The sequence below is a fragment of the Rhizobium sp. TH135 genome (assembly GCF_002855515.1).
Classification (GTDB): Bacteria; Pseudomonadota; Alphaproteobacteria; order Rhizobiales; family Rhizobiaceae; genus Allorhizobium.
In genome coordinates this window covers 79,531-101,897 of the sequence record NZ_PKRP01000003.1, presented here as the reverse complement: position 1 = coordinate 101,897, position 22,367 = coordinate 79,531, and the positions used below count along the sequence as shown (strand labels likewise).

Here is a 22,367-nt window from a genome sequence, read left to right as displayed (position 1 = left end):
TCGGATGTTAGGGTTGAAAGGTGTCTGGAGCGGGTAACGGGAATCGAACCCGTGTATTCAGCTTGGAAGGCTGCTGCTCTACCATTGAGCTATACCCGCATATTCAGATCCGAGGACGAATGGTGGAGAGAGTTGGATTTGAACCAACGTAGGCTGAGCCAACGGATTTACAGTCCGTCCCCTTTAACCACTCGGGCATCTCTCCATTCTTTCGTCCGGATCTGGCGACCAAGCTTTGTAGTCCAGACCAGAGTGCGTCGCCCCCTGATCTGCGGCGGGTATATGACGGCCCAACCGGCTCATGTCAACACGAAGTTTGATGAAAAATTCCGAAAAGTTTCATAGGCCCGACACACACGGGATTTTCCGCACAGGTCTATGCCCGCCCCTTGCCCATGGTTATAAGAGCGCATGGCCAAAGATCCGAAAATCGACAAAACCGCCCGTGACACCCATTATGCGACGCTGCGCCGACAGGTGCGCGATGCCAAGCGTGAGCGGGGCGAAATCCCCACTCCCGGGCCGCAGAAGCCACGCAAGAGCAATGCAGACTGGACGCCGCCGAAGCTCGCGCCGGAGCAGGTTTTGCTCTATGGCCTGCACACCGTGCGCGCTGCTCTCGACAATCCCGAACGCAAGCTGATCAAGCTTTCGGCGACGCAAAATGCATTGGTGCGGCTCGAGATTCCATCTGTGGAAAACCTTGGCATTCCCTTCGAGACGGTGACACCACAGGATCTCGACAAGATCCTTGGACCGGAAGCGATCCACCAGGGCGTCATGCTCGAGACGCGCCCCCTGCCCCCGCGCCGGCTTGAGGCACTGAAGGACAGCCCGCTGATCCTCGTGCTCGACCAGGTGACAGACCCGCACAATGTCGGCGCCATCATGCGCTCGGCAGTCGCCTTCGATGCAGGCGCAGTCATCACCACGCAACGGCACAGCCCGACGGAATCGGGCGTGCTGGCGAAATCTGCCTCGGGTGCGCTGGAACTGATCCCCTATATCCAGGTGACCAATCTCGCGGACGCGCTGAATGAACTGCACAAGCTCGGCTTCTTCTCGGTCGGCCTCGATTCGGAAGGGCCCGCGCCGATGGAAGGCACCCTCACCGGCGACCGCATTGCGCTGGTGCTGGGATCCGAGGGCAAGGGACTGAGGCAGAAGACACGGGAAACCGTCTCTGCCCTCGCCCGCCTCGACATGCCGGGCGCGATCAAGTCGCTCAACGTCTCGAACGCCGCGGCCATCGCGCTCTATGCGTCGCGCCAGCATCTGGCGACCAAGGGCTGATGAGGCTCGTCTTCACCGACCTCGACGGAACGCTGCTCGACCATGACAGCTATTCCTTCGAGGCGGCGCGGCCGGCGCTCGACCTTTTGGAGGCACGGGGCATTCCCGTGATCCTGGCGAGCAGCAAGACAGAAGCCGAGATGCGTCCGATCGCGGAAGCGATCGGGATTTCCTATTCTATGATCGTGGAAAACGGCGCTGGCGTTGTCGGTCTTGGCAAAGACGCTGCGCCTCCCGATCGGCATTCGTCGAGTCCTTACAACCACCTGAAGTCGCTTCTTAGGGAATTACCTAAGGAGCTTGGCGCCTGCTTCGAGGGCTTTGGCGACTGGGACGTTGCGCGGGTTTCCGAGGAGACCGGACTGCCACTCCCCGCGGCCGAACTTGCGCGCCAACGGCACTTTTCCGAGCCGGGGCGCTTTACCGGCACCGAAGCGCAGAAGCAGGCTTTCATCGCACTGCTCGATGCTCAGGGGTTCACCGCGGTCCAGGGCGGACGCTTCTTCACCCTGATGCCGAAGACCTCAAAGGCCGAGCGCATGGCGGAGGTGGTCGCGCATTATCAGCGGAGCGTCGAAGAACCTGTTCGGACCGTCGCGCTCGGCGATGCGCCGAATGATCTTGCGATGCTGGAAGCTGCCGATTGCGGCATCATCATTGCCAATCCCGCACACAAGGCCTTGCCCGTCACGGAACGGGAAAGACAGGGGGCGATCCTGCGCTCGGAACAATCCGGCCCACAAGGCTGGAACATCATGATCCATCAACTCGTTGCCACGGGGTTTCTCTGAGCCGGCCGCAACCGGCGTCATCACGAAAGGACTAGAACATGGCGGATTTTCACCAGAATGGCGTGGTTGCCACCCTGCACAATCTCAGGGAGCGCTCGCTGGAACGGATGGAGAAGGAGCTCTCGGTCTTTTCGGCATCGCGACCGATCACGCTGATTCTGCCGTCGCTCTATTCCGAGCTCGAGGCCCCGGCCCTCGAGAACATCGTTTCCGAACTTTCCCAGGCGCCTTACATCGCGGAAATAGTCATAGGCCTCGACCAGGCGGATGAGGACCAGTTCCGTCGCGCCAAACAGTATTTTTCACGCCTACCGCAGAAGCATACGATCCTCTGGCATGACGGGCCGCGGCTTCGCGCCGTCGACGAGAAGCTGAAGGCGGAGGATCTGTCGCCCGATCAGCCGGGCAAGGGGCGCAATGTCTGGTTCTGCATGGGCTATGTGCTGGCTTCCCGCCAGGCGGGTGTCGTGGCCCTGCATGACTGTGACATCACCACATATTCGCGCGACATGCTGGCACGGCTCGTCTATCCCGTCGCCAATCCGCGTTTTCCTTACGTCTTTTCCAAGGGCTACTACCCGAGGATTGCCGATCGCTCGCTGAATGGCCGGGTCACCCGCCTGCTGGTGACGCCGCTCCTTCTCAGCCTTGAAAAGGTTGTCGGCCACCATCCCTATATCGATTACCTCAAGGCCTTCCGCTATCCGCTCGCCGGCGAATTCGCCATGCAGACGCAGATTCTGTCTGACATCCGCATCCCCTCGGACTGGGGGCTGGAGATCGGCGTATTGTCGGAGCTGTGGCGCAATTATTCCAACCATGCGATTTGCCAGGTGGATATTGCCGACGCCTATGACCACAAGCACCAGCCGCTGTCGCCGGAAGATGCAGCCAAGGGCCTGTCGCGCATGTCGGTCGACATCACCAAGGCGCTGTATCGCAAGCTTGCGACCGATGGCGTGGTGTTCAGCCAGGATTCGTTCCGTACGCTGAAGGCGACCTATTACCGGACAGCACTGGATCTGGTGGAAACCTATTATCACGACGCGCGGATGAACGGGCTGACGACCGATCGCCACCGGGAAGAACAGGCGGTCGAACTCTTCGCCGCCAATCTGATCGAGGCGGGTCAGGTCTATCTCGACAAGCCGAACGCCACACCCTTCATGCCGAGCTGGAACCGCGTGCAGAGCGCCCTGCCCGACCTGTTGCGCGACATCCAGGAGGCCGCGCGCCTCGACGCCGAGGATTGATTCTCTTGCCTTCCTGTCGCCCTGTCACATGGACGGGCGGCAGGTCAGTTCGCCGTCGACGGCGACAAGCGACGTACCGGTGGTCGAAAGCTTGCGCTCGACGGGATAGTCGATGACGCTCGGCCAGGCCTCGATGTCCTTGGCTGCGTTCGGATCCGCGTCGATGGCCGGCTGGTAGGCGGCGCGGCAATCCGGCATGGCGCGATCCGGCTCGAGGCCAAGCTCCTTGCGAATGGTTGCCGCGCAGGTATCCGCGGCGGCGATGAGCGAGCAGGAGGCCGCGTAGGTGCGCCTGTAACGCAGGGTGAGATCCTCGCCGACCAGCGTCAGGCCGGCAAACTCGCCAGCCACCACGTCATCCATCAGGCGCGTCCCGGTGCGGGCATCATAGATCACGAACGGCAAGCCACCATTCCAGCCATCGGCACCGCGGAAGAAGGCGTAAGGGCCGACTGCGCCCCAGATATAGCCAGCCGTATCATCCTCGATCTTGCGATCAAGCGTGGGGTTGAGCTGGCATGGACCTTCCGAGGAGGCGATGTAGAGACCGGCCGCTCCCTTTTCGCCGAGGTCGAGTTGCTTCAGGGCGAAATTCGGGTAGCGCAGACAGGTGAGCTTGCCCTTCATGTCGAAGCCGGTGTCCTTTTCGGCCAGTTCGACCTCGGCGCGTGTCGCGCGATCGAACTGTCCGGTGGCCTCTCCGGCATCGCGACAGGTGACGGGCGCCATACGGCCGACGGCGAACTGCAGTTCCTCGCCCTTGCCTCGCAATTCGTAGCGACCGTCCGAATACCAGAAGCCGCTGGCGGCGGTCTGCTGCGGAAGCGAGAGTTTCATGCCATCGGGAAGCGTGACGTCTGCCGCCTTTTCGCTGAAGGTCACGGTCAGGGAGGTGCCGTCCTCACAGCTGTATTTGATATTAGCCGCCCGGCTTTCCGCCGGAAGGATCAAAACGGCTGTCGCGGCCAGAGCCAGGCCGGCCAAAATCGGTACGCGCATCGGGTCTCCCTCGGCTGTTGGCCGACCATGCCAAAGAATTGCCCGCAAGGACAATGGCAAATGCGATCAATTCTGATGAGAAGTGGTGCCCCCGGCAGGGTTCGAACCCGCGACCCCCTGATTACAAATCAGGTGCTCTACCAACTGAGCTACAAGGGCAGTGGCCGCTGTTTAGGCGGAAATCGATTTGCGGTAAAGCAAAAAATCAGCGCAAGGTTAGCGCAAATGGTGAATATCCACGCCTCTCCCAGGCTGATCACGCCACCGGGAGCCGAACCGTTTTGAGGGCGAAACGGCTTGTGGTTACAGGTAGATGTCATGTACCACTTGGCGACATTTCATCAGGGCTCGCCATGTCTCGCACGTTCCGGTCGCTCGCCTTCATCGCTTCCAACACGGACGAAGCCCAGGCTTCGTGCCAGGAACTGATTCGCCTCTACGGCCATACCGAGCCGGCAGAGGCCGATGTGATCGTGGCACTGGGTGGCGACGGCTTCATGCTGCAAACGCTGCATGACACGATGAACAGCGGCAAGCTGATCTACGGCATGAACCGGGGCTCGGTCGGCTTTTTGATGAACGAGTATTCGACGGACAATCTCACCGAGCGAATCGCGATCGCCGTCGAGAATGATTTTCACCCGCTGAAGATGACGACCAGCAATGCCGATGGTTCGAGCTCGTTTGCGCTTGCGATCAACGAGGTCTCGGTGCTGCGGCAATCCTATCAGGCGGCAAAGCTGCGAGTGGTGATCGATGGCAAGGTGCGGCTCGAAGAGTTGATCTGTGACGGGCTGATGGTGGCAACACCCGTCGGTTCGACCGCCTATAATCTCTCCGCCCATGGGCCGATCCTGCCGCTGGAGGCGCCGCTTCTGGCGCTCACGCCCGTCAGCGCCTTTCGTCCGCGCCGTTGGCGTGGGGCGCTGCTGCCGAACAAGGTGACGGTGGTGCTCGAGGTGCTGGAGCCGGAAAAGCGTCCGGTGAACGCGGTGGCGGATCATACGGAGGTCAAATCGGTTCTGAGGGTGGAGATTTCGCAGTCGGAGGAAACTACGGCACGCATCCTCTCCGACCCAGATCGATCCTGGTCCGACCGGATCATCGCCGAACAGTTTTCCGATTGAGGTTCCGATGAAGGTGTTCCGCTCAGCCGCTTTGCTGGTTTCGCTCATGCTCTCGTCTCCGGCGGCCGCAGACGAGATCGACCAATTGCCGCTGACGGCGACTTTCGTGATCAGCGGCGGCTATTGGGAATCGGGGCCTGAGGGCGTGCCCGGTGTCGAGACTGCCGTCGCTGCCGGCGAGCGCGGCTATTACAAGCTCGTCGCCATCCGCCAGCCGGACCGGACGGCGCGCATCCATCTGCAGATGGTCGCCTCTGCTGAAACCGGTCTGCGGCTTGTCGAGAGCGTGGAGCTGGAAGAATTCACGACGCTCAAGCCCTATGTCACCGGCATTCGACCGGAAAGCATGACGGGGGTCTCCGGCACGCCCGGCTTTTTCGCCACCGTTTATCTCAAAACTGCACCAGACACCGACCGGGTCGAGGAATGGACCGTATTGATCGACGAGTTGGGGGACATCCGGGTGGAGCGGGCGAGCAACTGAGCGGCTGCCCCGTCGACCGAATAGAAAAAAGGCGGAGCGCCCGGCGCCCCGCCTTTTGTCATTCATGAACCGATTGCAGCCATCAGTCGATGTCTGAAACCTCGGAAGCCTTGCCGCTGATGCGGTGCGCAAGCGCTGCTTCCATGAACTCGTTGATTTCGCCGTTCAGGACGCTATCCGGATCCGTACTTTCGACGCCGGTACGCAGATCCTTGACCAGCTGGTAGGGCTGCAGGACGTAGGAGCGGATCTGGTGACCCCAGCCGATATCCGTCTTGGAGGCGGCTTCGGCATTGGCGGCTTCTTCGCGCTTCTTCAGCTCAACTTCGTAGAGGCGGGCACGCAGCATGTCCCAGGCCTTGGCACGGTTCTTGTGCTGCGAGCGTTCCTGCTGGCAGGCAACCGCGATGCCGGTCGGGATATGGGTGATACGCACGGCCGAGTCGGTCGTGTTAACGTGCTGGCCGCCGGCGCCCGACGAACGATAGGTATCGATGCGGCAATCGCTTTCGTTGATCTCGATGTTAATCGAGTCATCGACAACCGGATAGACCCAGATCGACGAGAAGGACGTGTGGCGGCGGGCGTTCGAATCGTAAGGCGAGATGCGGACCAGGCGGTGAACCCCGGATTCCGTCTTCATCCAGCCATAGGCATTGTGGCCCTTGACCAGGATGGTCGCGGACTTGATGCCGGCTTCTTCGCCGTCATGCACTTCCAGCACTTCCACCTTGAAGCCCGAGCGTTCGGCCCAGCGGGTATACATGCGCAGAAGCATGTTCGCCCAGTCCTGGCTCTCGGTGCCACCGGCGCCGGAGTGAACTTCGATATAGGTGTCGTTGCTGTCGGCTTCGCCAGACAGCATAGCTTCGACCTGGCGGCGGGCCGCTTCGGTTTTCAGCGCCTTGAGCTGGTCTTCGGCGTCCTTGACGACGCTTTCGTCGCCCTCTTCCTCGCCCATCTCGATCAGCTCGATGTTGTCGTTCATCGCCTGTTCGAGACGCTTCACGCCAGCAATGCTGTCATCCAGCTGCTGGCGCTCGCGCATCAGCTTCTGGGCTTCCTGGGCATCATTCCAGAGGTTCGGGTCCTCTGCCTTGTTGTTCAACCAGTCCAGTCGTCTTATCGCCTGGTCCCAGTCAAAGATGCCTCCTCAGCAGGCTTATGGCCTGCTTGATTTCGTCGACGACATTCTCGATTTCATTGCGCATGCGTTGCGTTCTCAACCTCTGAAACTGGTGAAAATCTGGCCCCTCGCATAGTTGCGCCCGGCTCTGATGTAAAGAGCCGGGCAGCAACTGATGGCAATGAGGGGGGTTAGAACAGGCCGCCGGAACCCGAGGTCACGGCCTGATTGGCCTGCGGCGAGTCGCGCAGGATCTCTTCCGGTGGTGCATAGCCGTCCATGCCGATGATCGAGAGCGTATCGGCCGGACCTGTGCCAGGCTTGAAGGCTTCGATGATCGTGTCCTGCTCGCCCTCAAGAGCAAACATGCCGGTGGTACGATTGACCGGGATGAAGCTCATGCCTTCCGGAACGAAGAACTTGCCCGGCGGCGTGTTGGCGGTTGCCATCTGCATGAAGTCGTTGAAGACGGGCGCTGCGAGCGAGCCACCGGTCGAGCCACGGCCGAGAGGCGCCGGCGTGTCGAAGCCGATATAGACCCCAGCCACGAGATCCGGCGTGTAACCGACGAACCAGGCGTCCTTCTCGTCATTCGATGTGCCCGTCTTGCCGGCGACCGGACGGTCGAGCTTGATCTTGCCGGCGGCCGTTCCGCGCGTGACAACACCTTCCATCATCGACGTGATCTGGTAGGCGGTCATCGGATCGAGAACCTGATCGCGGTTGTCGACGACGAGAGGCTCTTCCTGACCATTGAAGGTTTCGGCGTTGCAGGCCTCGCAGATCCGGTCTTCGTGGCGGAAGATGGTCTTGCCGTGACGGTCCTGGATGCGGTCGATCAGCGTCGGCTTGATCTGCTTGCCGCCGTTGGCGAACACGGCATAGGCCGAAACCATGCGCAGCACGGTGGTTTCACCGGAGCCGAGCGACATGGCCAGCACCGGGTTCATCTTGTCGTAGATGCCGAAGCGTTCGGCATATTCGGCCACCAGGTTCATCCCCATGTCGTTGGCCAGACGGACGGTCATCAGGTTTCGCGACTTCTCGATGCCGAGACGCAGCGTCTGGGGACCGGCCGAGCCGCCACCGTAGTTCTGCGGGCGCCAGACCTGGCCACCGGAGACGAATTCGACCGGTGCGTCGAGAATCACCGAAGCCGGGGTGTAGCCAGTGTCGAGAGCGGCTGCATAGACGAAGGGCTTGAAGGACGAACCGGGCTGGCGCATCGCCTGAGTGGCGCGGTTGAACTCGGACTGGGAATAGGAGAAGCCACCGGCGAGCGCGAGCACGCGGCCGGTATGCGGATCCATGGCGACGAGGCCGCCCTGTACCTTCGGCAGCTGGCGAAGACGATAGGCGCTTGCGCCTTCTTCCAGGGCTTCGACATAGACGACGTCACCCGGCGAGAGGACGCCTTCCGGCGACTTGGCAGATTTGCGGTCACCGGTTGCCGAGCGATAGGCCCATTCCATGTTGTCGGGAGCAATGCGACCACGGGCGCGTTCGGCAACAACCTTGCCGCCAGCTTCCTTAGCAGGCTGCAGGCCGATGTCGACGCCATCTGCGGCCACGTCGAGAACGACAGCCACCTGCCACTCCGGCACATCGGCAAGTGCCGGAATTTCGGCGAGCGGAACGCCCCAGTCGCCTTCGACCGGGATCTGCTTGATCGGGCCGCGGAAGCCACGACGCTGGTCATAGGTCAGCAGTGCCGACTGCAGAGCCTTGCGGGCCGAGATCTGCATCTGCGGGTCAAGCGAGGTGCGGACCGAGAGGCCGCCTTCATAGAGCGACTTGTCGCCATACTTCTCGATGATCTGACGACGGACTTCTTCCGCAAAATAATCGGAGGCGAAGAGCGACGAGCCGGAGCGCCGCAGGTTGACGCCGAGCGGCTGCTTCTTGGCATCCTCGGCTTCTTCGCGGGCGACGAAGCCGTTCTCGACCATGCGGTCGATGACCCAATTGCGGCGCTCGAGCGCTGCTTCGGTGCGGCGGAAGGGATGATAGTTGTTCGGTCCCTTTGGCAGGGCCGCGAGATAGGCGGTCTCGGCAATCGTCAGTTCGGTGACCGACTTGTCGAAATAGGTGAGTGCGGCGCCAGCGATGCCGTAGGCGTTCAGGCCAAAGAAGATCTCGTTCAGATACAGTTCGAGGATCTTGTCCTTGGAATAGGCCTGCTCGATGCGGAAGGACAGGATCGCTTCCTTGATCTTGCGGTCCATGGTCTGGTCCGACGACAGAAGGAAGTTCTTCGCCACCTGCTGGGTGATCGTCGAAGCACCGACCGGACGGCGGCCGGAACCGAGGTTCTGGACGTTGACCAGGATGGCGCGACCGAGGCCGTAGATATCGACGCCCGGGTGATTGTAGAAATTCTTGTCTTCGGCCGAGAGGAAGGCAGCCTTTACGCGGTCCGGGATCGCCTGGATCGGCAGGAAGAGGCGGCGCTCGCGGGCGTATTCCGCTACCAGCGCGCCGTTGCCGGCATGGATGCGCGTTGTCACCGGCGGCGAGTAGCTGGCCAGTACCTCATAATTCGGCAGGTCCTTGGTCACCCCGTTCAGATAGACGGCGACAACGGCCGCGACGCCGAGCGCCAGCACGGACGCCAATCCGAAGAGATATCCAATCAGTCTGATCATGTTTCCGCTACCGGCTCTGCTTCAGGTTTCGCGCGCCGCGACGAGCTTCGCACACCCTGTGGCGTTTTGCACGTCATGCCATGGTTGGCAAGTCATGCAGATTTCCTGCACAGGCAGGACGATTCGACAATGCCCGACCCGTGCGATCTTCCTGAATAACGGGCACAATGTGAGGAAAATAGGGCCGCCTGCCGCCGAAGCGCGGCTCGCTCACAGGTTCATTCCGGGGTGTGGCCTAACCGCCATTGGCGAGATCAGGCTGCCGATAGCGCTTGATCGCGTCGACCAGCAAACCGGCCACCTTTTCCCGCCAGACAGGATCGAGCAGAAGCTTCTCGTCGTCCTTGTTGGAGAGGAAGCCTAGCTCAAGCAGCACCGAGGGCACATCGGGTGCCTGAAGCACGCGGAAGCCAGCATGGCGGTGGGGATTGTTGATCAGCGAAATCTGGCCGTCGAAGGAGCCGACCACGGCCTGGGCCATGGCGATCGAGAAGGCCTGGGTTTCGCGCCGGGTCAGGTCGAGCAGGATGTCGCCCACCTCGGCTTCCGTTTCGGTCGGAAGCTCGACGCCACCGATCGTATCGGAGAAGTTTTCACGCTCGGCGAGCTGGGCGGCCATGTGGTCGGACGCCTTGTCGGAGATCGTGTAAACGGTAGCACCTCGGATGTCCGCCTGGCGCAACGTGTCGGCATGCAGCGAGATCAAGAGATCCGCGCCCTTCTGCCTTGCGATCAGGACCCGCTCGGACAGCGACAGAAACTTGTCGGTGTCGCGTGTCATCACAGCGCGGATGCCCGGCAGGCCTTTGAGCTTTTCGTTGAGGATCTTGGCAAAGGCGAGCGTGATGTCTTTTTCCGACGCCTTGGTCGACGCCCCCGTGGCGCCGGCATCGATGCCGCCATGGCCCGCATCGATCGCGATGACGAACTCGTCTGCCGCTGCCGCAGCGACGGGCACCGCGTCGGTCACGGCCGCGTCGGACGACTGACCCGTCCAGGCCTGGCCGGACACGAGTGCTGCGAAATCCTGTTCCGGAACCAGTTCAGCATCCAGCACCAGTCGATAGCCGTCACCATTCTCGTTCGGCTTCACGTCTGCGGTCACGAGGCGTGCGGGACGGGCAGCCGTCAGAACGAGCCTTGCGGAGGCTGCATCCATCGAACCGTAGCGAATATCGCTGAACAGGCCGGTGGCCTTCAGGTCAGCCTCAGCAAAGGCAAAGGCGGTGGCCGGCAGATCGACGACGATGCGGTCGGGATTTGCGATGTAACGGGTCTCGATGGTCGGAGGCCGGTCGAAATCCAGAACGATGCGCGTGCGGGCTTCGTCACCGGCAATCCGCGCGCCAAAGGCGACCAGCCGGTCGGATGGCGCGGCCGCCGTCACGGCCCGGGCGAGATCGGGCACGACCAACAGGGGCGCCACGACAAATAGGCTCGTCGCCAGAACGATTCGGCTCCAGAGCGCGAGTTTTCGTCCCGCCGACCGCGCCAAAACTCTTCTCAAATCCTGCCCCCGTCATGGCAGCAACAAAACTGTGACATGAATCACAAGTCGCACAGTGCGCCATTTTCCCAGATTGTCCGCCGCATGCTTCGTTGTGCCGGCCCGATGGCTGTCAAAATTGCGGTTAACAACCGCTTTTTCCCTCGGAATCACACAGAGTGAAGCACTTCCCCTAATTCACTGCCATTATGGCATAAATCCGTTTGCTCTTGCTATTGTGACGTAGAAAACATACAAGGCAAACGAGGGATAAAAGTGCAAACGGGATAGAGTTTCCGCCTACGGCTGCCAACCTCAGACAATGGAATTGGCGCCTGTTCAACCGGACATTCATCTGCCGTCTCCGCATTTTTTCCTGAAACTGGTTCAACACGCCGGCAAGGGTCGGCACAGCATCGGTGGCTCTCCACCAAAAGCTCTTTACCGAGCATTCATCGGTCCCCGAGGGGTCCATATCATTGTCGTTGACGTACGGTTTTTGATGTCTTTGCAGCAGGTTGACATGACCAGGAACGGATCGGGATCAGAAAGTGTCCCGTTGTCCGTCCGTATGCTGCAAACCCGGTCCTCCGTGCGTCTACATCTATATCCGGCGCACAGTCCGCTAGGTTCCAGCCGCTTTAAAGTTCAGCGCGCGGGTGGACCACCGACCGAGGGCGCCGAGGAGCACAGCTTAAATGGCAGACAAAATGCTAATCGACGCGTCTCACGAAGAAGAGACGCGCGTTGTCGTCGTTCGCGGTAACCGTATTGAAGAATTCGACTTCGAATCCCAACACAAGAAGCAGATACGCGGCAACATCTATCTGGCGAAAGTAACGAGGGTTGAGCCCTCGCTGCAGGCCGCTTTCGTTGACTACGGCGGCAACCGCCACGGCTTCCTGGCCTTCGCCGAAATTCACCCCGACTACTACCAGATCCCCCTCGCCGACCGTCAGGCGCTGCTTCGTGCGGAAGCCGAAGAGCATCGCAAGGAAAACGACGTCGAAGGCGACGAGATCCTGAGCAGTGACCCTGCCCTGCAGGACCAGCCTGACATCGGCATCAACACCACCAATTCCGTTGCCTCGGCAATCGTCGACGACGTGGCGGCCGAACTTGCAGCCGAAGCCGACGCAGATGTCGCTGCTGCAGCCGCTGTCGAGGAAGAACCTGCCGCAGAAGAACCCGCCGCGAAGGCCAAGCCGAAGCGTGTTCGCAAGCCGCGCGCCAAGAAGGCAGCCGCTGAGGAGAACGCTTCCGAAGAAGGCAGCGAAGGCTCTGACGACGTCGAAGGCGGCACGATCGCTGCCATGGTCGACATGGACGAAATCTCCGAGGAAGCCGGCGGACGCCGTGGCGGCCGTCGCGACGATGATGACGGCGACGATGATGACGACGATCACATCGAGGAAAAGGAAGAAATCGAATCCGTCGGCGCCGAAGACGCCATGGAAGAGGTTCCGGATCGCGTCTCACGCAAGCCGCGCAAGCAGTATCGCATCCAGGAAGTGATCAAGCGCCGGCAGATCCTGCTCGTGCAGGTCGCTAAGGAAGAACGCGGCAACAAGGGTGCGGCGCTGACCACCTATCTGTCGCTCGCCGGTCGTTACTCGGTCCTGATGCCAAACACCGCGCGTGGCGGCGGCATTTCCCGCAAGATCACCCAGCCGACCGACCGCAAGCGTTTGAAGGAAATCGCTCGCGGCCTCGAAGTTCCGCAGGGCATGGGCGTGATCCTGCGTACCGCCGGTGCAAACCGCACCAAGGTCGAGATCAAGCGCGACTTCGAATATCTGATGCGCCTGTGGGAGAACGTCCGCACGCTGACGCTCGCTTCGACTGCGCCGTGCCTGGTCTATGAAGAGGGATCGCTGATCAAGCGCTCGATCCGCGACCTCTACAACAAGGACATTTCCGAGATCATCGTCTCGGGCGAAGAAGGCTATCGTGAAGCGAAAGACTTCATGAAGATGCTGATGCCGAGCCATGCCAAGGTGGTTCAGCCATATCGCGACCTGCATCCGATCTTCGCGCGCTCGGGCATCGAAGCCCAGCTCGACAAGATGCTGCAGCCGCAGGTGACGCTGAAGTCCGGTGGTTACATCATCATCAACCAGACGGAAGCGCTCGTCTCCATCGACGTCAACTCCGGTCGCTCGACCCGCGAATACTCGATCGAGGACACCGCCCTCCAGACAAACCTGGAAGCCGCTGAAGAAGTTGCCCGCCAGCTGCGTCTGCGCGACTTGGCCGGCCTCATCGTCATCGACTTCATCGACATGGAAGAAAAGCGCAACAACCGCGCTGTCGAGAAGAAGCTGAAGGATTGCCTGAAGAACGACCGCGCCCGCATCCAGGTCGGCCGGATCTCGCATTTCGGCCTGCTCGAAATGTCGCGCCAGCGCATTCGCGCCTCGGTTCTGGAATCGACCACGCAGGTCTGCCCGCATTGCGCAGGCACAGGCCTCATCCGCTCACAGTCTTCCGTTGCCCTGCATGTCCTGCGCGGCATCGAGGAATTCCTGCTGAAGGCGACGACACACGACATCATCGTGCACACGACGCCTGAGACTGCACTCTACCTGCTCAACCAGAAGCGCGACACGATCGTCGATTACGAAGGCCGCTTCGGCGTTTCGATCGTCATCGACGGCGGCATGCCGGCACAGCATGGCGGTTCGCAGCACTTCACCATCGAACGCGGCGAAGCCGTCGAGAACCCGGTGAAGATCGAAAGCCTGATGTCGCTCCTCCCCGAGATCGAGGAAGAAGACGACTACGTTCCGGAGCCGGAGGAGGAAGACGAGGAAGAAGTCGTCGTCGTCGCCGCCAAGGCCGAGAGCGCACCGCAGCCGGCTCGCGCCGACAGCGAAGAAGGCAATCGCAAGCGCAAGCGTCGTCGTCGTCGTCGTGGCAAGAATGGCCAGAACGGCAATGGCACCCACGCCGACGCCCAGAATGGTGACAACGGCGCCGACCTCGATGACGAGGATGGTGACGAGGGCGAGGATGATGCCGGCGAAAGCAATGGCGAAATCCGCGCCGTCGAGGCCGAAGGTGATGGCAATGGCGACGAAGCCCAGAAGCGCAAGCGTCGCCGTCGCGGCAAGCGCGGTGGCCGTCGCAATCGTCCGGGCGAAGAAGGCTCGATGGAAGCTTCCGACGATAACGACGACAATGGTGACGGCGACGATGCCGAAGACCAGTCGGATGACGCCGTAGCCGCAGAGGCCGTCGAGGCAGTTGCCGCCGACGTCGTCGTGGAGGCTCCGGAAGCAGACAAGCCGAAGCCGCGCCGCACACGCAAGGCAAAGTCTACCGCAGAGCCCGAAGCTGTGGCCGAGGTGGCACCTGCCGCCGTTGTCGCTGCGCCGGTGGCACCTGTTGCCGAGACCGTCGTCGAAAAAGCACCGGTTGCCGCACCTGCTCCGGTCGCTGCACCGGCCCCTGCCCCGGCTGCCGAAGAGGCAAAGCCGGCCCGCGCCAACCGCGAGTCCAACGTGGCTTCGTCCGAACCGGTCGTAACTTCGGTCAAGGCCACGGAAGACAGCGCCGATGCCAAGCCCAAGAAGGGCGGCTGGTGGCAGAAGCGCGGCGGTTTCTTCTGAGACCCGCGCAGTCATGATTGAATGCAAAAAGGGCCCTTCACCGGGCCCTTTTTTTGTTGTCTCCAGGATCCGACCCGTCAGGCGCGGGCACGTGCGCGTTTCATCACTGATGTCGGACCCCCGGCGAAGGTGGTGTCATAAGCGTGGGCATAGCCGCATTTCTCCGCCACGCGGATCGATGCAGCGTGTTCCGGTGCGAGGATACAGAGTGTGTGGTCATGAGGATTGTGTGAGTCCATCCAGGCATGGGCGGCCAGCATGACTTCGGTCGCAAGCCCGCGCCCCTGGACGGATGACACCAGCGCCCAGCCGGCTTCGGGTTCCGGCCCGAGCGGCGGATCCATGTCGCGACGGAAATCGGCGAAGCCTGCTTCTCCGATATAGTGGCCATCTGCCCGGTCCTCGATCACCCAATAGCCAAAGCCGAGCGCGTGCCAATGGCCGATGTAACGGAGAAGCCGCGACCAGGTTTCGCTGGCGGTCGAGGGGCGGCCAATGATGTAGCGGTAGATGGCTTCGTCCTGCCACATGGCGACCATCGGCTCGAAATCGTCGACACGGTGCGCCCGCAGGTGCGTGCGCTCGGTCAGAATGTCAGGAGCCGCAGCGAGCGAAGTGATCCGCTTGATTGTCATGTCCGGCTCCCCTTTCTGTTCAGGCCACATACTTCAGAGACTGAATCAGCTGGCTCTCACTCTGATTCAGCAACTCGCGCGAAGTCGTTGACCATGAATCCATTTCGCTCAATGCCTAAGCGCTTTTCGGAAGCCAATTTTCCAGCCGATCGGTCGCCTCGACCATCTCTGCCATGGTGCCGGCGTAGGACAGCCGCATCGCCAGATGGCCCTCCACCGGGTCGAAGTCGCGGCCAGGTGTGACCGCCACATCCGTTTCGGCGAGGATGCGTCTGGCGAAACCCATGCTATCGTTCGTGAACCGCGTCGCATCGACATAGGCGTAAAACGCGCCGTCCATTGGCGAGAGCAGCGGCAGACCGATTTGCGGCAGGCGGGCCATCAGGAAATCGCGGTTGGCCTGGCAGGCAGCCTTGTAGTGTTCCAGCTCGTCGGTCGCGCTCAAGGCCGCGAGCGCTGCGATCTGCGACAGTTCCGGAGCGGAGATATAGAGGCTCTGAGCGACACATTCGACCGGTCGCACCAGCTCTTGCGGCAGCACCATCCAGCCGATGCGCCAGCCGGTCATGCAATAATATTTGGAGAAGGAGTTGATGATGACGGCATCGTCGCCGATCTCCAGCGCCGTCGCCTCATCCGAGCCATAGGTCAGACCGTGATAGATCTCGTCGGAGATCAGCGTGATCCCCTGCCCCTGGCAATAGTCATAGACGGCCTTCAGCTGCGCCTTCGTCGTTACCGTGCCGGTCGGGTTGGCAGGGCTGGCGAGCAAGACGCCCTTGAGGCGAACGCCCGCCTCGGCTTGCGCCTTCTCCAGGCTCTCAGGCGTGAGCGTATAGCCTGTGTCTGGGCCAACGGCGACTTCGATCACCTTCAACCCGAGGGCTGCCAGGATGCTGCGATAGGCGGGATAGCCGGGCCTTGCGATCGCCACGGCATCGCCAACGTCGAAGAGCGACAGGAAAGCGAGGTTGAAGCCGGCAGACGAGCCGGTGGTGACGACGATGCGGTTCCAGTCGACGGAGACATTGTGGCGGCGGCGATATTCTTCGGCGAGCGCCTGGCGAAGGCCAGTCATGCCCAGCGCATCCGTATAGCCGATGCGGCCACCCTCCAGTGCCTTGCGGGCGGCCTCAAGCGCTGCCTGGGGTGCCGGATGGCCGGGCTGGCCGACGGCCATGGAGATGACCGGGCGCCCTTCTGCCTTGCGGCGGGTGGCCTCCGCCAGGATATCCATGGCGTGGAAGGGTTCGACGGCACTACGCTTGGAAATGGAAATCAACGGAAGGCTCCTCGGTCACATGCCAGACATTTGCCGCAAAGCGCGTGGCATCACAATGGAGAGGCTGGACAAGGCGGTGCAAAAAAGCCATTCCGCAGGAAAGCATCAGGCTTTAGGCTGGGCGAAAGCCGGCCTGCGGGATGAAACGCCTGTGGTCGAAGACGACGGACGGCAGCAAGGACGAGGAACGACATGGCCCTGAAATTCAAGATGATCGCCAGCGCGGGTATCGCGCTTCTCCCGGCCCTTATGCCGCTTCCGGCCAGCGCGCTTGACGAGGCGCAGAAGAAGGAGTTCGGCGAATTCATCCGCGAATACCTGATCGAAAACCCGGAGATCATGCTCGAGGTACAGGACGCCCTGCAGAAAAAGCAGGACGAGATCCGCTCGCAACGCTCGGCCGAGGCTCTCTCGACCAATCAGGATGCGATCTTCAACTCGGCTTATGATCTGGCCATCGGCAATCCAAAGGGTGACGTCACCGTCGTCGAGTTCTTCGATTACAATTGCGGGTATTGCCGCCGTGCCCATGCCGACATGGAGGCCGTGATCGAAGAGGACAAGAATGTCCGTTACGTCCTGAAGGAATTCCCGATCCTCGGCCCCGACAGTGAAGCGGCCCACAAGGTGTCGGATGCCGTGCGCAAGCTGTCGCCTGACAATTACGGCGCCTTCTTCCGCGCCATGATGACACAGGATGGCCGCGCCTCCGAAGAGAGCGCGATTGCCATTGCCGGCGAGCTTGGCATTGCCGAAGAGGCGATCCGCGCCAAGATGGAAGAGAGCCCGAACACCGACCAGGTGCAGGAAGCCTACAAGCTCGCAACCAGCCTTGGCATCACCGGTACGCCGTCTTACGTGATCGGCAACGAGACCGTTCCGGGTGCCGTCGGAAAAGAAGCGATCGAGGCCAAGGTCGCCAATATCCGTGCCTGCGGCAAGGCCACCTGCTGAGACAGATCCTGCAACACCTTACCCTCCGATCTTAACCCTTCCCCGGTTTTCCGGGGACGGTTTGGCGTGATCACGGCAAAGGGCTTTCCCTGCAGGGGCTCTCGGTCTATAGGAGGCGGTTGAAAGTCGACGGAAGCGTAGATGAGCAAAACCATTTTCGTGCTGAACGGCCCCAATCTCAACATGCTGGGAAAGCGGGAACCCGGGATCTATGGCGGCAAGACGCTCGCCGACATCGAGGCGGAGTGCATCGCCGCCGGTGCCGAGCTCGGCCTCACCATCGACTTCCGCCAGTCCAATCACGAGGGCACCCTTGTGGACTGGCTGCATGAGGCTGCCGACAAGGCGGCCGGCGTCGCCTTCAATGCTGGCGCCTACACGCATACCTCGGTCGCGCTGCATGACGCGATCCGTGCCATCTCGCCGATCCCGGTGATCGAGGTGCATATTTCCAACGTGCATGCACGCGAGGAATTCCGCCACAAATCGATGATAGCGCCCGCGGTAAAGGGCGTCATCTGCGGTTTCGGACCTCATAGCTACATCCTGGCGCTTCAGGCGCTGAAAACAATCACGCAATAACAAGAATACAGGACATCCACCCATGGCTGAAAAGAAGTCGGGCATCGATCAGAAGCTGATCCGCGATCTCGCAAACATCCTCAACGACACGGATCTCACCGAGATCGAAGTGGAGCAGGACGACCTGCGCATCCGCGTCTCGCGCAACGGCACGCCTGTGATGATGCCGCAGCAGATGCAGGGCTATGCCTTCCAGGCGCCGGCCGCACAGGCTGCTGCTCCGGCCGCCGTCGCTGCACCCGCTGCCCCTGCCGCCCGCGACCTCTCCAACGCTGTCACCGCACCGATGGTTGGCACCGTGTACCTCTCGCCGGCTCCGGGCGCACGCGCCTTCGTTGAAGTCGGCCAGATGGTCAAGGAAGGTCAGACGCTGCTGATCATCGAAGCCATGAAGACCATGAACCAGATCCCCTCGCCCAAGTCCGGCAAGGTCGTCGAGATCGTTATCGATGATGCCAGCCCGGTCGAATACGGCGAGCCTCTCGTGATCATCGAGTGATCCGATGAGCGGTATCTCGAAGATCCTCATCGCCAACCGAGGCGAAATCGCGCTGCGCGTGCTTCGCGCCTGCAAGGAGCTCGGCATTGCGACCGTGGCGGTTCATTCGACCGCCGACGCCAATGCCATGCATGTGCGCCTTGCCGACGAAAGCGTGTGCATCGGCCCGCCGCCGTCGCGCGACAGCTATCTCAACATCCACCAGATCGTTGCGGCCTGCGAAATCACCGGTGCTGATGCAGTCCACCCGGGCTACGGCTTCCTGTCGGAAAACGCCAAGTTCGCCGATATCCTCGACGCCCATGGCATCACCTTCATCGGACCGACGGCGGAGCATATCCGCCTGATGGGCGACAAGATCACGGCGAAGAAGACCGCGGTCGAACTCGGCATTCCGGTCGTTCCGGGTTCTGCCGGCGAAGTGAAGCCGGAAAACGCGCTGGAAATCGCCCGCGAAATCGGCTTCCCCGTGCTGATCAAGGCAACGGCCGGCGGTGGTGGCCGCGGCATGAAGGTGGCAAAGACCGAAGAAGAGCTGGAAGAGGCCGTTTCGACCGCCCGTTCCGAGGCGCTCGCTGCCTTCGGCAACGACGCCGTCTACATGGAAAAGTATCTCGGCAAGCCGCGCCATATCGAAGTGCAGGTTGTCGGCGATGGTGCGGGTAACGCCATCCATCTCGGCGAACGCGACTGCTCGCTGCAGCGCCGCCACCAGAAGGTCTGGGAAGAGGCAAACTCCCCTGCCCTCAATGTCGAGCAGCGGATGAAGATCGGTTCGATCTGCGCCGAAGCCATGAAGAAGATGAAGTACCGGGGCGCCGGCACGATCGAATTCCTCTACGAAAACGGCGAGTTCTATTTCATCGAAATGAACACCCGCCTGCAGGTGGAGCATCCGATCACCGAAGCCATTACCGGCATCGACCTCGTGCATGAACAGATCCGCGTCGCTTCCGGCGCCGGCCTGTCTGTCACGCAGGACGAGATCGTCTTCTCCGGCCATGCCATCGAATGCCGCATCAATGCCGAGGATCCGCGCACCTTTGTGCCGTCCCCCGGCACGATCACGCATTTCCATGCACCTGGTGGTCTTGGCGTTCGCGTCGATTCCGGTGCCTATGCCGGCTACAAGATCCCGCCTTACTATGACAGCCTGATCGGCAAGCTGATCGTGCATGGACGCACCCGCGTCGAATGCATGATGCGTCTGCGCCGCGTGCTTGACGAATTCGTCGTCGACGGCATCAAGACGACGCTGCCGCTCTTCCAGGATCTCGTGTCCAACCAGGACATCGCCAATGGCGACTACGACATCCACTGGCTGGAAAAATACCTGGCCGAAACCTCGGCCAAGTAAAGACAATGGCTGGGCGACGCAGCAGGGACCGAAGCATTACGCCGGAGCTCCTGCTGCGCGCCTATTCCATCGGGATGTTCCCGATGTCGGATGCGGCCGACGACCCCGAACTGTTCTGGGTCGAGCCGGAGATCCGGGGGATCATTCCCCTCGACGACTTCCACGTCTCCTCAAGCCTTGCCAAGGCGATCCGCAAACGCCCCTTCGACATCCGCTTCAACACCGCCTTCGACCAGGTGGTGGACAAATGCGCGGAAGCCGCCCCTGACCGGCCGAGCACCTGGATCAACCAGACCATCCGCGAACTCTACGGCGCCCTGCATCGCCTCGGCCATGCGCACAGCGTCGAGACATGGGAGGGCGACGAGCTGGTCGGCGGGCTCTATGGGGTGTCGCTCGGGTCGGCATTTTTTGGCGAGAGCATGTTTTCAAGGCGCACGAATGCGTCGAAGATCTGCCTCGTGCATCTCGTTGAACGCCTGCGGGAACGCGGGTTTACGCTCTTGGACACGCAGTTCACCACCGAGCATCTGAAGACGTTCGGGGCGGTGGATATCCCGAAGGAAGCCTATGGGCTGTTGCTGGACAAGGCGATGGAGAGTGAGACGCTGCGGTTTTGAGGGTGAGCGATCACTGACGAAACGAATTAAACTCACAAATTTTAAACATCGGTCGATTTCGCATTGATAGTGCGCCCGTGAAGTAGATCAAATATGCAACCTTGCTGAACCTGCCATCTACCATTATCGGTCGGCATTGCAACCTTTCCGTCCTCTGTGTGTTTGAACGCCAAAATCAAAAAGTCACCGTTCACGTTACCTGTCATAGTCTCGCCTATTAAACGGACTTTGGCCTCAGCGCGGGCAACAGTTGTCTGGGACACAGAAACGATTTCAAAATCGACGAGCTTAACGAGTTCGACATCTTCTCGCAGGCGCCCTGCTAGACGACCATGTTTCTGATGCGTCATATTGACTGCACGCGTTGCCATAACGCCAAAGTTCCGAGCCTTCCAGCCGCTAAGGAACTCCCAAAACGCAAATGGTGGATCGTTTTTGTCCGAATGTTCCGCAGGCAACTTCTCCCACTTAAGCGGTACAAACGACTCAATTGCAGCTTTATCAGCCTCGTTCTTGCGTAAAGATGCAGCCAGCTCGCGCCAATCAAGTGAGTTGCGCTCAGAGTCTTCAGCTCTCCTCGCTTCCTCTTTGAGTTTGTCTCCTGCCCAGTCAACCAGCGCAATCATAAGCATCCACGCCTTTCCGCATACAGTACGGTTGGCATACCCTAAGGACCGTCCATGAAGGATACCGTGACGCAATGGCAGCGAAAGCACCTCGTCGCTCGACTTGCGGATCCCCTTAGTTATCAACGCAATGGCAGCAGGGAGCGAAGACGAGTGACCCACCATAGAATCAAACAGGGTTAGATCTGCATTCTTTTCGAATGGTGATGTACCCAACACATCTGATGCAAATCCGTCGCAAGCAATGAGGATCAGAGGAACGGCAGACCAGTATCGGCCTTCCTCAGTCAGAGCTAAAGCTTCCCGTAACTGATGCCATCGCCCATGGACATCGCTGAATTGTTTACTACGTGAAATTGCAAAAAGCTTCAGGGTATCTGGATCGAGTATCCACTGAAGTAGCACCTCCTCAGCTGCATCAATGTCACCTTGATCATGCTTGCTCAAAGCACCTCGCATTGCATCCACCGACATTGATGAGGTGGCGAACCAGCCTCGTTCGGCGAACGCTGTGTTAAAGCGGTCAGGCATTTCTAGGATTTCAGACTGAGCTACCAACTCACCCGCACTATTCAGGATTTTGACTGCATTTTCTCCGCCAAAGCCAACTTTGACCGCAAAGGCGGCGATTTGCTGAACCACTTCTGCAACAGAGCGCGCAGTCGTAAGTCGTTTTACCGAAGGCAGATCGCCAATTTTATCACTGTTCTTAGTCATTCGACCCGTCCCTTCATGACAGTGACCGAAAGAATAACATATCCGATTAGTTGAGTGCAAAATAGAATACACACTTTGAGATGTTGGCGGATGGCACCATTTTCTAGCGCCAGTGTTGGTACTCCACGCAGTGTTAGTGAACTTCCGCTCCGCCCCCCCCCAACACACCCCCGTCGAATTCCAACAGAACCCTGCACGCCTCCCGCAACTGTGCTACACCACGACCAATCCTGATGCACTCCGCCATTTCGGCGATCACCGAGTGATGACTTGCTTCGTA

Annotated in this window: 18 protein-coding genes and 3 tRNA genes; 11 read left to right on the top strand and 10 right to left on the bottom strand. The window is 60.6% G+C overall.

Annotated features, from left to right (window positions below):
- Positions 1-25 precede the first annotated feature (25 nt).
- A tRNA-Gly gene (locus tag C0V73_RS09335) sits at positions 26-99 on the bottom strand.
- A 21-nt stretch (positions 100-120) separates the two neighbouring features.
- Positions 121-205 (bottom strand) — tRNA-Tyr (locus tag C0V73_RS09330).
- A 206-nt stretch (positions 206-411) separates the two neighbouring features.
- On the opposite strand from C0V73_RS09330, the gene rlmB reads away from it, so the two are divergent.
- Genes rlmB through C0V73_RS09315 form a run of 3 tightly spaced genes read left to right on the top strand, consistent with a single transcriptional unit; the run spans position 412 to position 3,337 of the window.
- Positions 412-1,293 carry a 23S rRNA (guanosine(2251)-2'-O)-methyltransferase RlmB gene (rlmB, locus tag C0V73_RS09325; RefSeq protein ID WP_102019751.1) on the top strand — a complete coding sequence of 294 codons (882 nt, stop codon included), beginning with the start codon at positions 412-414 and terminating at the stop codon, positions 1,291-1,293.
- Entirely contained in the window at positions 1,293-2,084 is a 792-nt protein-coding gene (locus C0V73_RS09320; RefSeq protein WP_102019750.1) for an HAD-IIB family hydrolase, read from the top strand. Before rlmB ends, C0V73_RS09320 begins: the two co-directional genes overlap by 1 nt.
- A gap of 38 nt (positions 2,085-2,122) precedes the next feature.
- Positions 2,123-3,337 (top strand): glycosyl transferase, encoded by a 1,215-nt coding sequence (locus C0V73_RS09315; protein WP_102019749.1) that lies wholly within the window; start codon positions 2,123-2,125, stop codon positions 3,335-3,337.
- 24 nt (positions 3,338-3,361) lie between these two features.
- On the opposite strand, the gene C0V73_RS09310 is transcribed toward C0V73_RS09315, so the two are convergent.
- The gene (locus tag C0V73_RS09310) at positions 3,362-4,336 is read right to left on the bottom strand and encodes an MliC family protein (protein ID WP_102019748.1); all 975 of its coding nucleotides are present in this window, start codon (positions 4,334-4,336) and stop codon (positions 3,362-3,364) included.
- An 83-nt stretch (positions 4,337-4,419) separates the two neighbouring features.
- Positions 4,420-4,495, bottom strand: a tRNA-Thr gene (locus C0V73_RS09305).
- A 194-nt stretch (positions 4,496-4,689) separates the two neighbouring features.
- Here C0V73_RS09305 and C0V73_RS09300 point away from each other — a divergent pair.
- Both C0V73_RS09300 and C0V73_RS09295 read left to right on the top strand, forming a co-directional pair.
- Entirely contained in the window at positions 4,690-5,463 is a 774-nt protein-coding gene (locus C0V73_RS09300; protein ID WP_102019747.1) for an NAD kinase, read from the top strand.
- A 7-nt stretch (positions 5,464-5,470) separates the two neighbouring features.
- A complete protein-coding gene (locus C0V73_RS09295; protein ID WP_102019746.1) occupies positions 5,471-5,947 on the top strand; it encodes a hypothetical protein in 477 nt (158 codons plus the stop codon).
- 82 nt (positions 5,948-6,029) lie between these two features.
- On the opposite strand, the gene prfB is transcribed toward C0V73_RS09295, so the two are convergent.
- The 3 genes from prfB to C0V73_RS09280 all read right to left on the bottom strand — a co-directional run bounded on the left by prfB (position 6,030) and on the right by C0V73_RS09280 (position 11,144).
- Positions 6,030-7,158, bottom strand: a protein-coding gene (gene prfB, locus C0V73_RS09290; RefSeq protein ID WP_172450113.1) for a peptide chain release factor 2 whose coding sequence is annotated in 2 segments (ribosomal slippage) — positions 6,030-7,088 and positions 7,090-7,158 — 1,128 coding nt in all. Because the reading frame shifts where the segments join, the coding sequence is not laid out codon by codon here.
- Positions 7,159-7,264: 106 nt separating this feature from the next.
- Positions 7,265-9,718 (bottom strand): penicillin-binding protein 1A, encoded by a 2,454-nt coding sequence (locus tag C0V73_RS09285; RefSeq protein WP_102019744.1) that lies wholly within the window; start codon positions 9,716-9,718, stop codon positions 7,265-7,267.
- Between the two features lie 235 nt (positions 9,719-9,953).
- Positions 9,954-11,144, bottom strand: coding sequence for an N-acetylmuramoyl-L-alanine amidase (locus C0V73_RS09280; protein WP_245407932.1), 1,191 nt, complete (start codon positions 11,142-11,144; stop codon positions 9,954-9,956).
- A 758-nt stretch (positions 11,145-11,902) separates the two neighbouring features.
- Here C0V73_RS09280 and C0V73_RS09275 point away from each other — a divergent pair.
- Positions 11,903-14,815 (top strand): ribonuclease E/G, encoded by a 2,913-nt coding sequence (locus C0V73_RS09275; protein ID WP_102019742.1) that lies wholly within the window; start codon positions 11,903-11,905, stop codon positions 14,813-14,815.
- A gap of 77 nt (positions 14,816-14,892) precedes the next feature.
- On the opposite strand, the gene C0V73_RS09270 is transcribed toward C0V73_RS09275, so the two are convergent.
- Together C0V73_RS09270 and C0V73_RS09265 are read right to left on the bottom strand one after the other, a co-directional pair.
- Positions 14,893-15,450: a GNAT family N-acetyltransferase gene (locus C0V73_RS09270; protein WP_102020333.1), complete on the bottom strand. Its 558-nt coding sequence runs from the start codon at positions 15,448-15,450 to the stop codon at positions 14,893-14,895.
- Positions 15,451-15,565: 115 nt separating this feature from the next.
- A complete protein-coding gene (locus tag C0V73_RS09265; protein WP_102019741.1) occupies positions 15,566-16,732 on the bottom strand; it encodes a pyridoxal phosphate-dependent aminotransferase in 1,167 nt (388 codons plus the stop codon).
- Between the two features lie 192 nt (positions 16,733-16,924).
- Here C0V73_RS09265 and C0V73_RS09260 point away from each other — a divergent pair, with 192 nt between their 5' ends.
- The 5 genes from C0V73_RS09260 to aat all read left to right on the top strand — a co-directional run bounded on the left by C0V73_RS09260 (position 16,925) and on the right by aat (position 20,744).
- Positions 16,925-17,686 (top strand): DsbA family protein, encoded by a 762-nt coding sequence (locus C0V73_RS09260; RefSeq protein WP_102019740.1) that lies wholly within the window; start codon positions 16,925-16,927, stop codon positions 17,684-17,686.
- A gap of 141 nt (positions 17,687-17,827) precedes the next feature.
- Positions 17,828-18,268 (top strand): type II 3-dehydroquinate dehydratase, encoded by a 441-nt coding sequence (gene aroQ, locus C0V73_RS09255; RefSeq protein ID WP_102019739.1) that lies wholly within the window; start codon positions 17,828-17,830, stop codon positions 18,266-18,268.
- A 22-nt stretch (positions 18,269-18,290) separates the two neighbouring features.
- Positions 18,291-18,767, top strand: coding sequence for an acetyl-CoA carboxylase biotin carboxyl carrier protein (gene accB / locus C0V73_RS09250; protein ID WP_102019738.1), 477 nt, complete (start codon positions 18,291-18,293; stop codon positions 18,765-18,767).
- Positions 18,768-18,771: 4 nt separating this feature from the next.
- Positions 18,772-20,124 carry an acetyl-CoA carboxylase biotin carboxylase subunit gene (gene accC, locus C0V73_RS09245; RefSeq protein ID WP_102019737.1) on the top strand — a complete coding sequence of 451 codons (1,353 nt, stop codon included), beginning with the start codon at positions 18,772-18,774 and terminating at the stop codon, positions 20,122-20,124.
- 5 nt (positions 20,125-20,129) lie between these two features.
- Positions 20,130-20,744 (top strand): leucyl/phenylalanyl-tRNA--protein transferase, encoded by a 615-nt coding sequence (aat, locus tag C0V73_RS09240; protein ID WP_102019736.1) that lies wholly within the window; start codon positions 20,130-20,132, stop codon positions 20,742-20,744.
- Positions 20,745-20,785: 41 nt separating this feature from the next.
- Here the strand turns inward: aat and C0V73_RS09235 are convergent, their stop codons facing one another.
- Entirely contained in the window at positions 20,786-22,087 is a 1,302-nt protein-coding gene (locus tag C0V73_RS09235; protein WP_102019735.1) for a hypothetical protein, read from the bottom strand.
- Between the last annotated feature and the right edge of the window lie 280 nt (positions 22,088-22,367).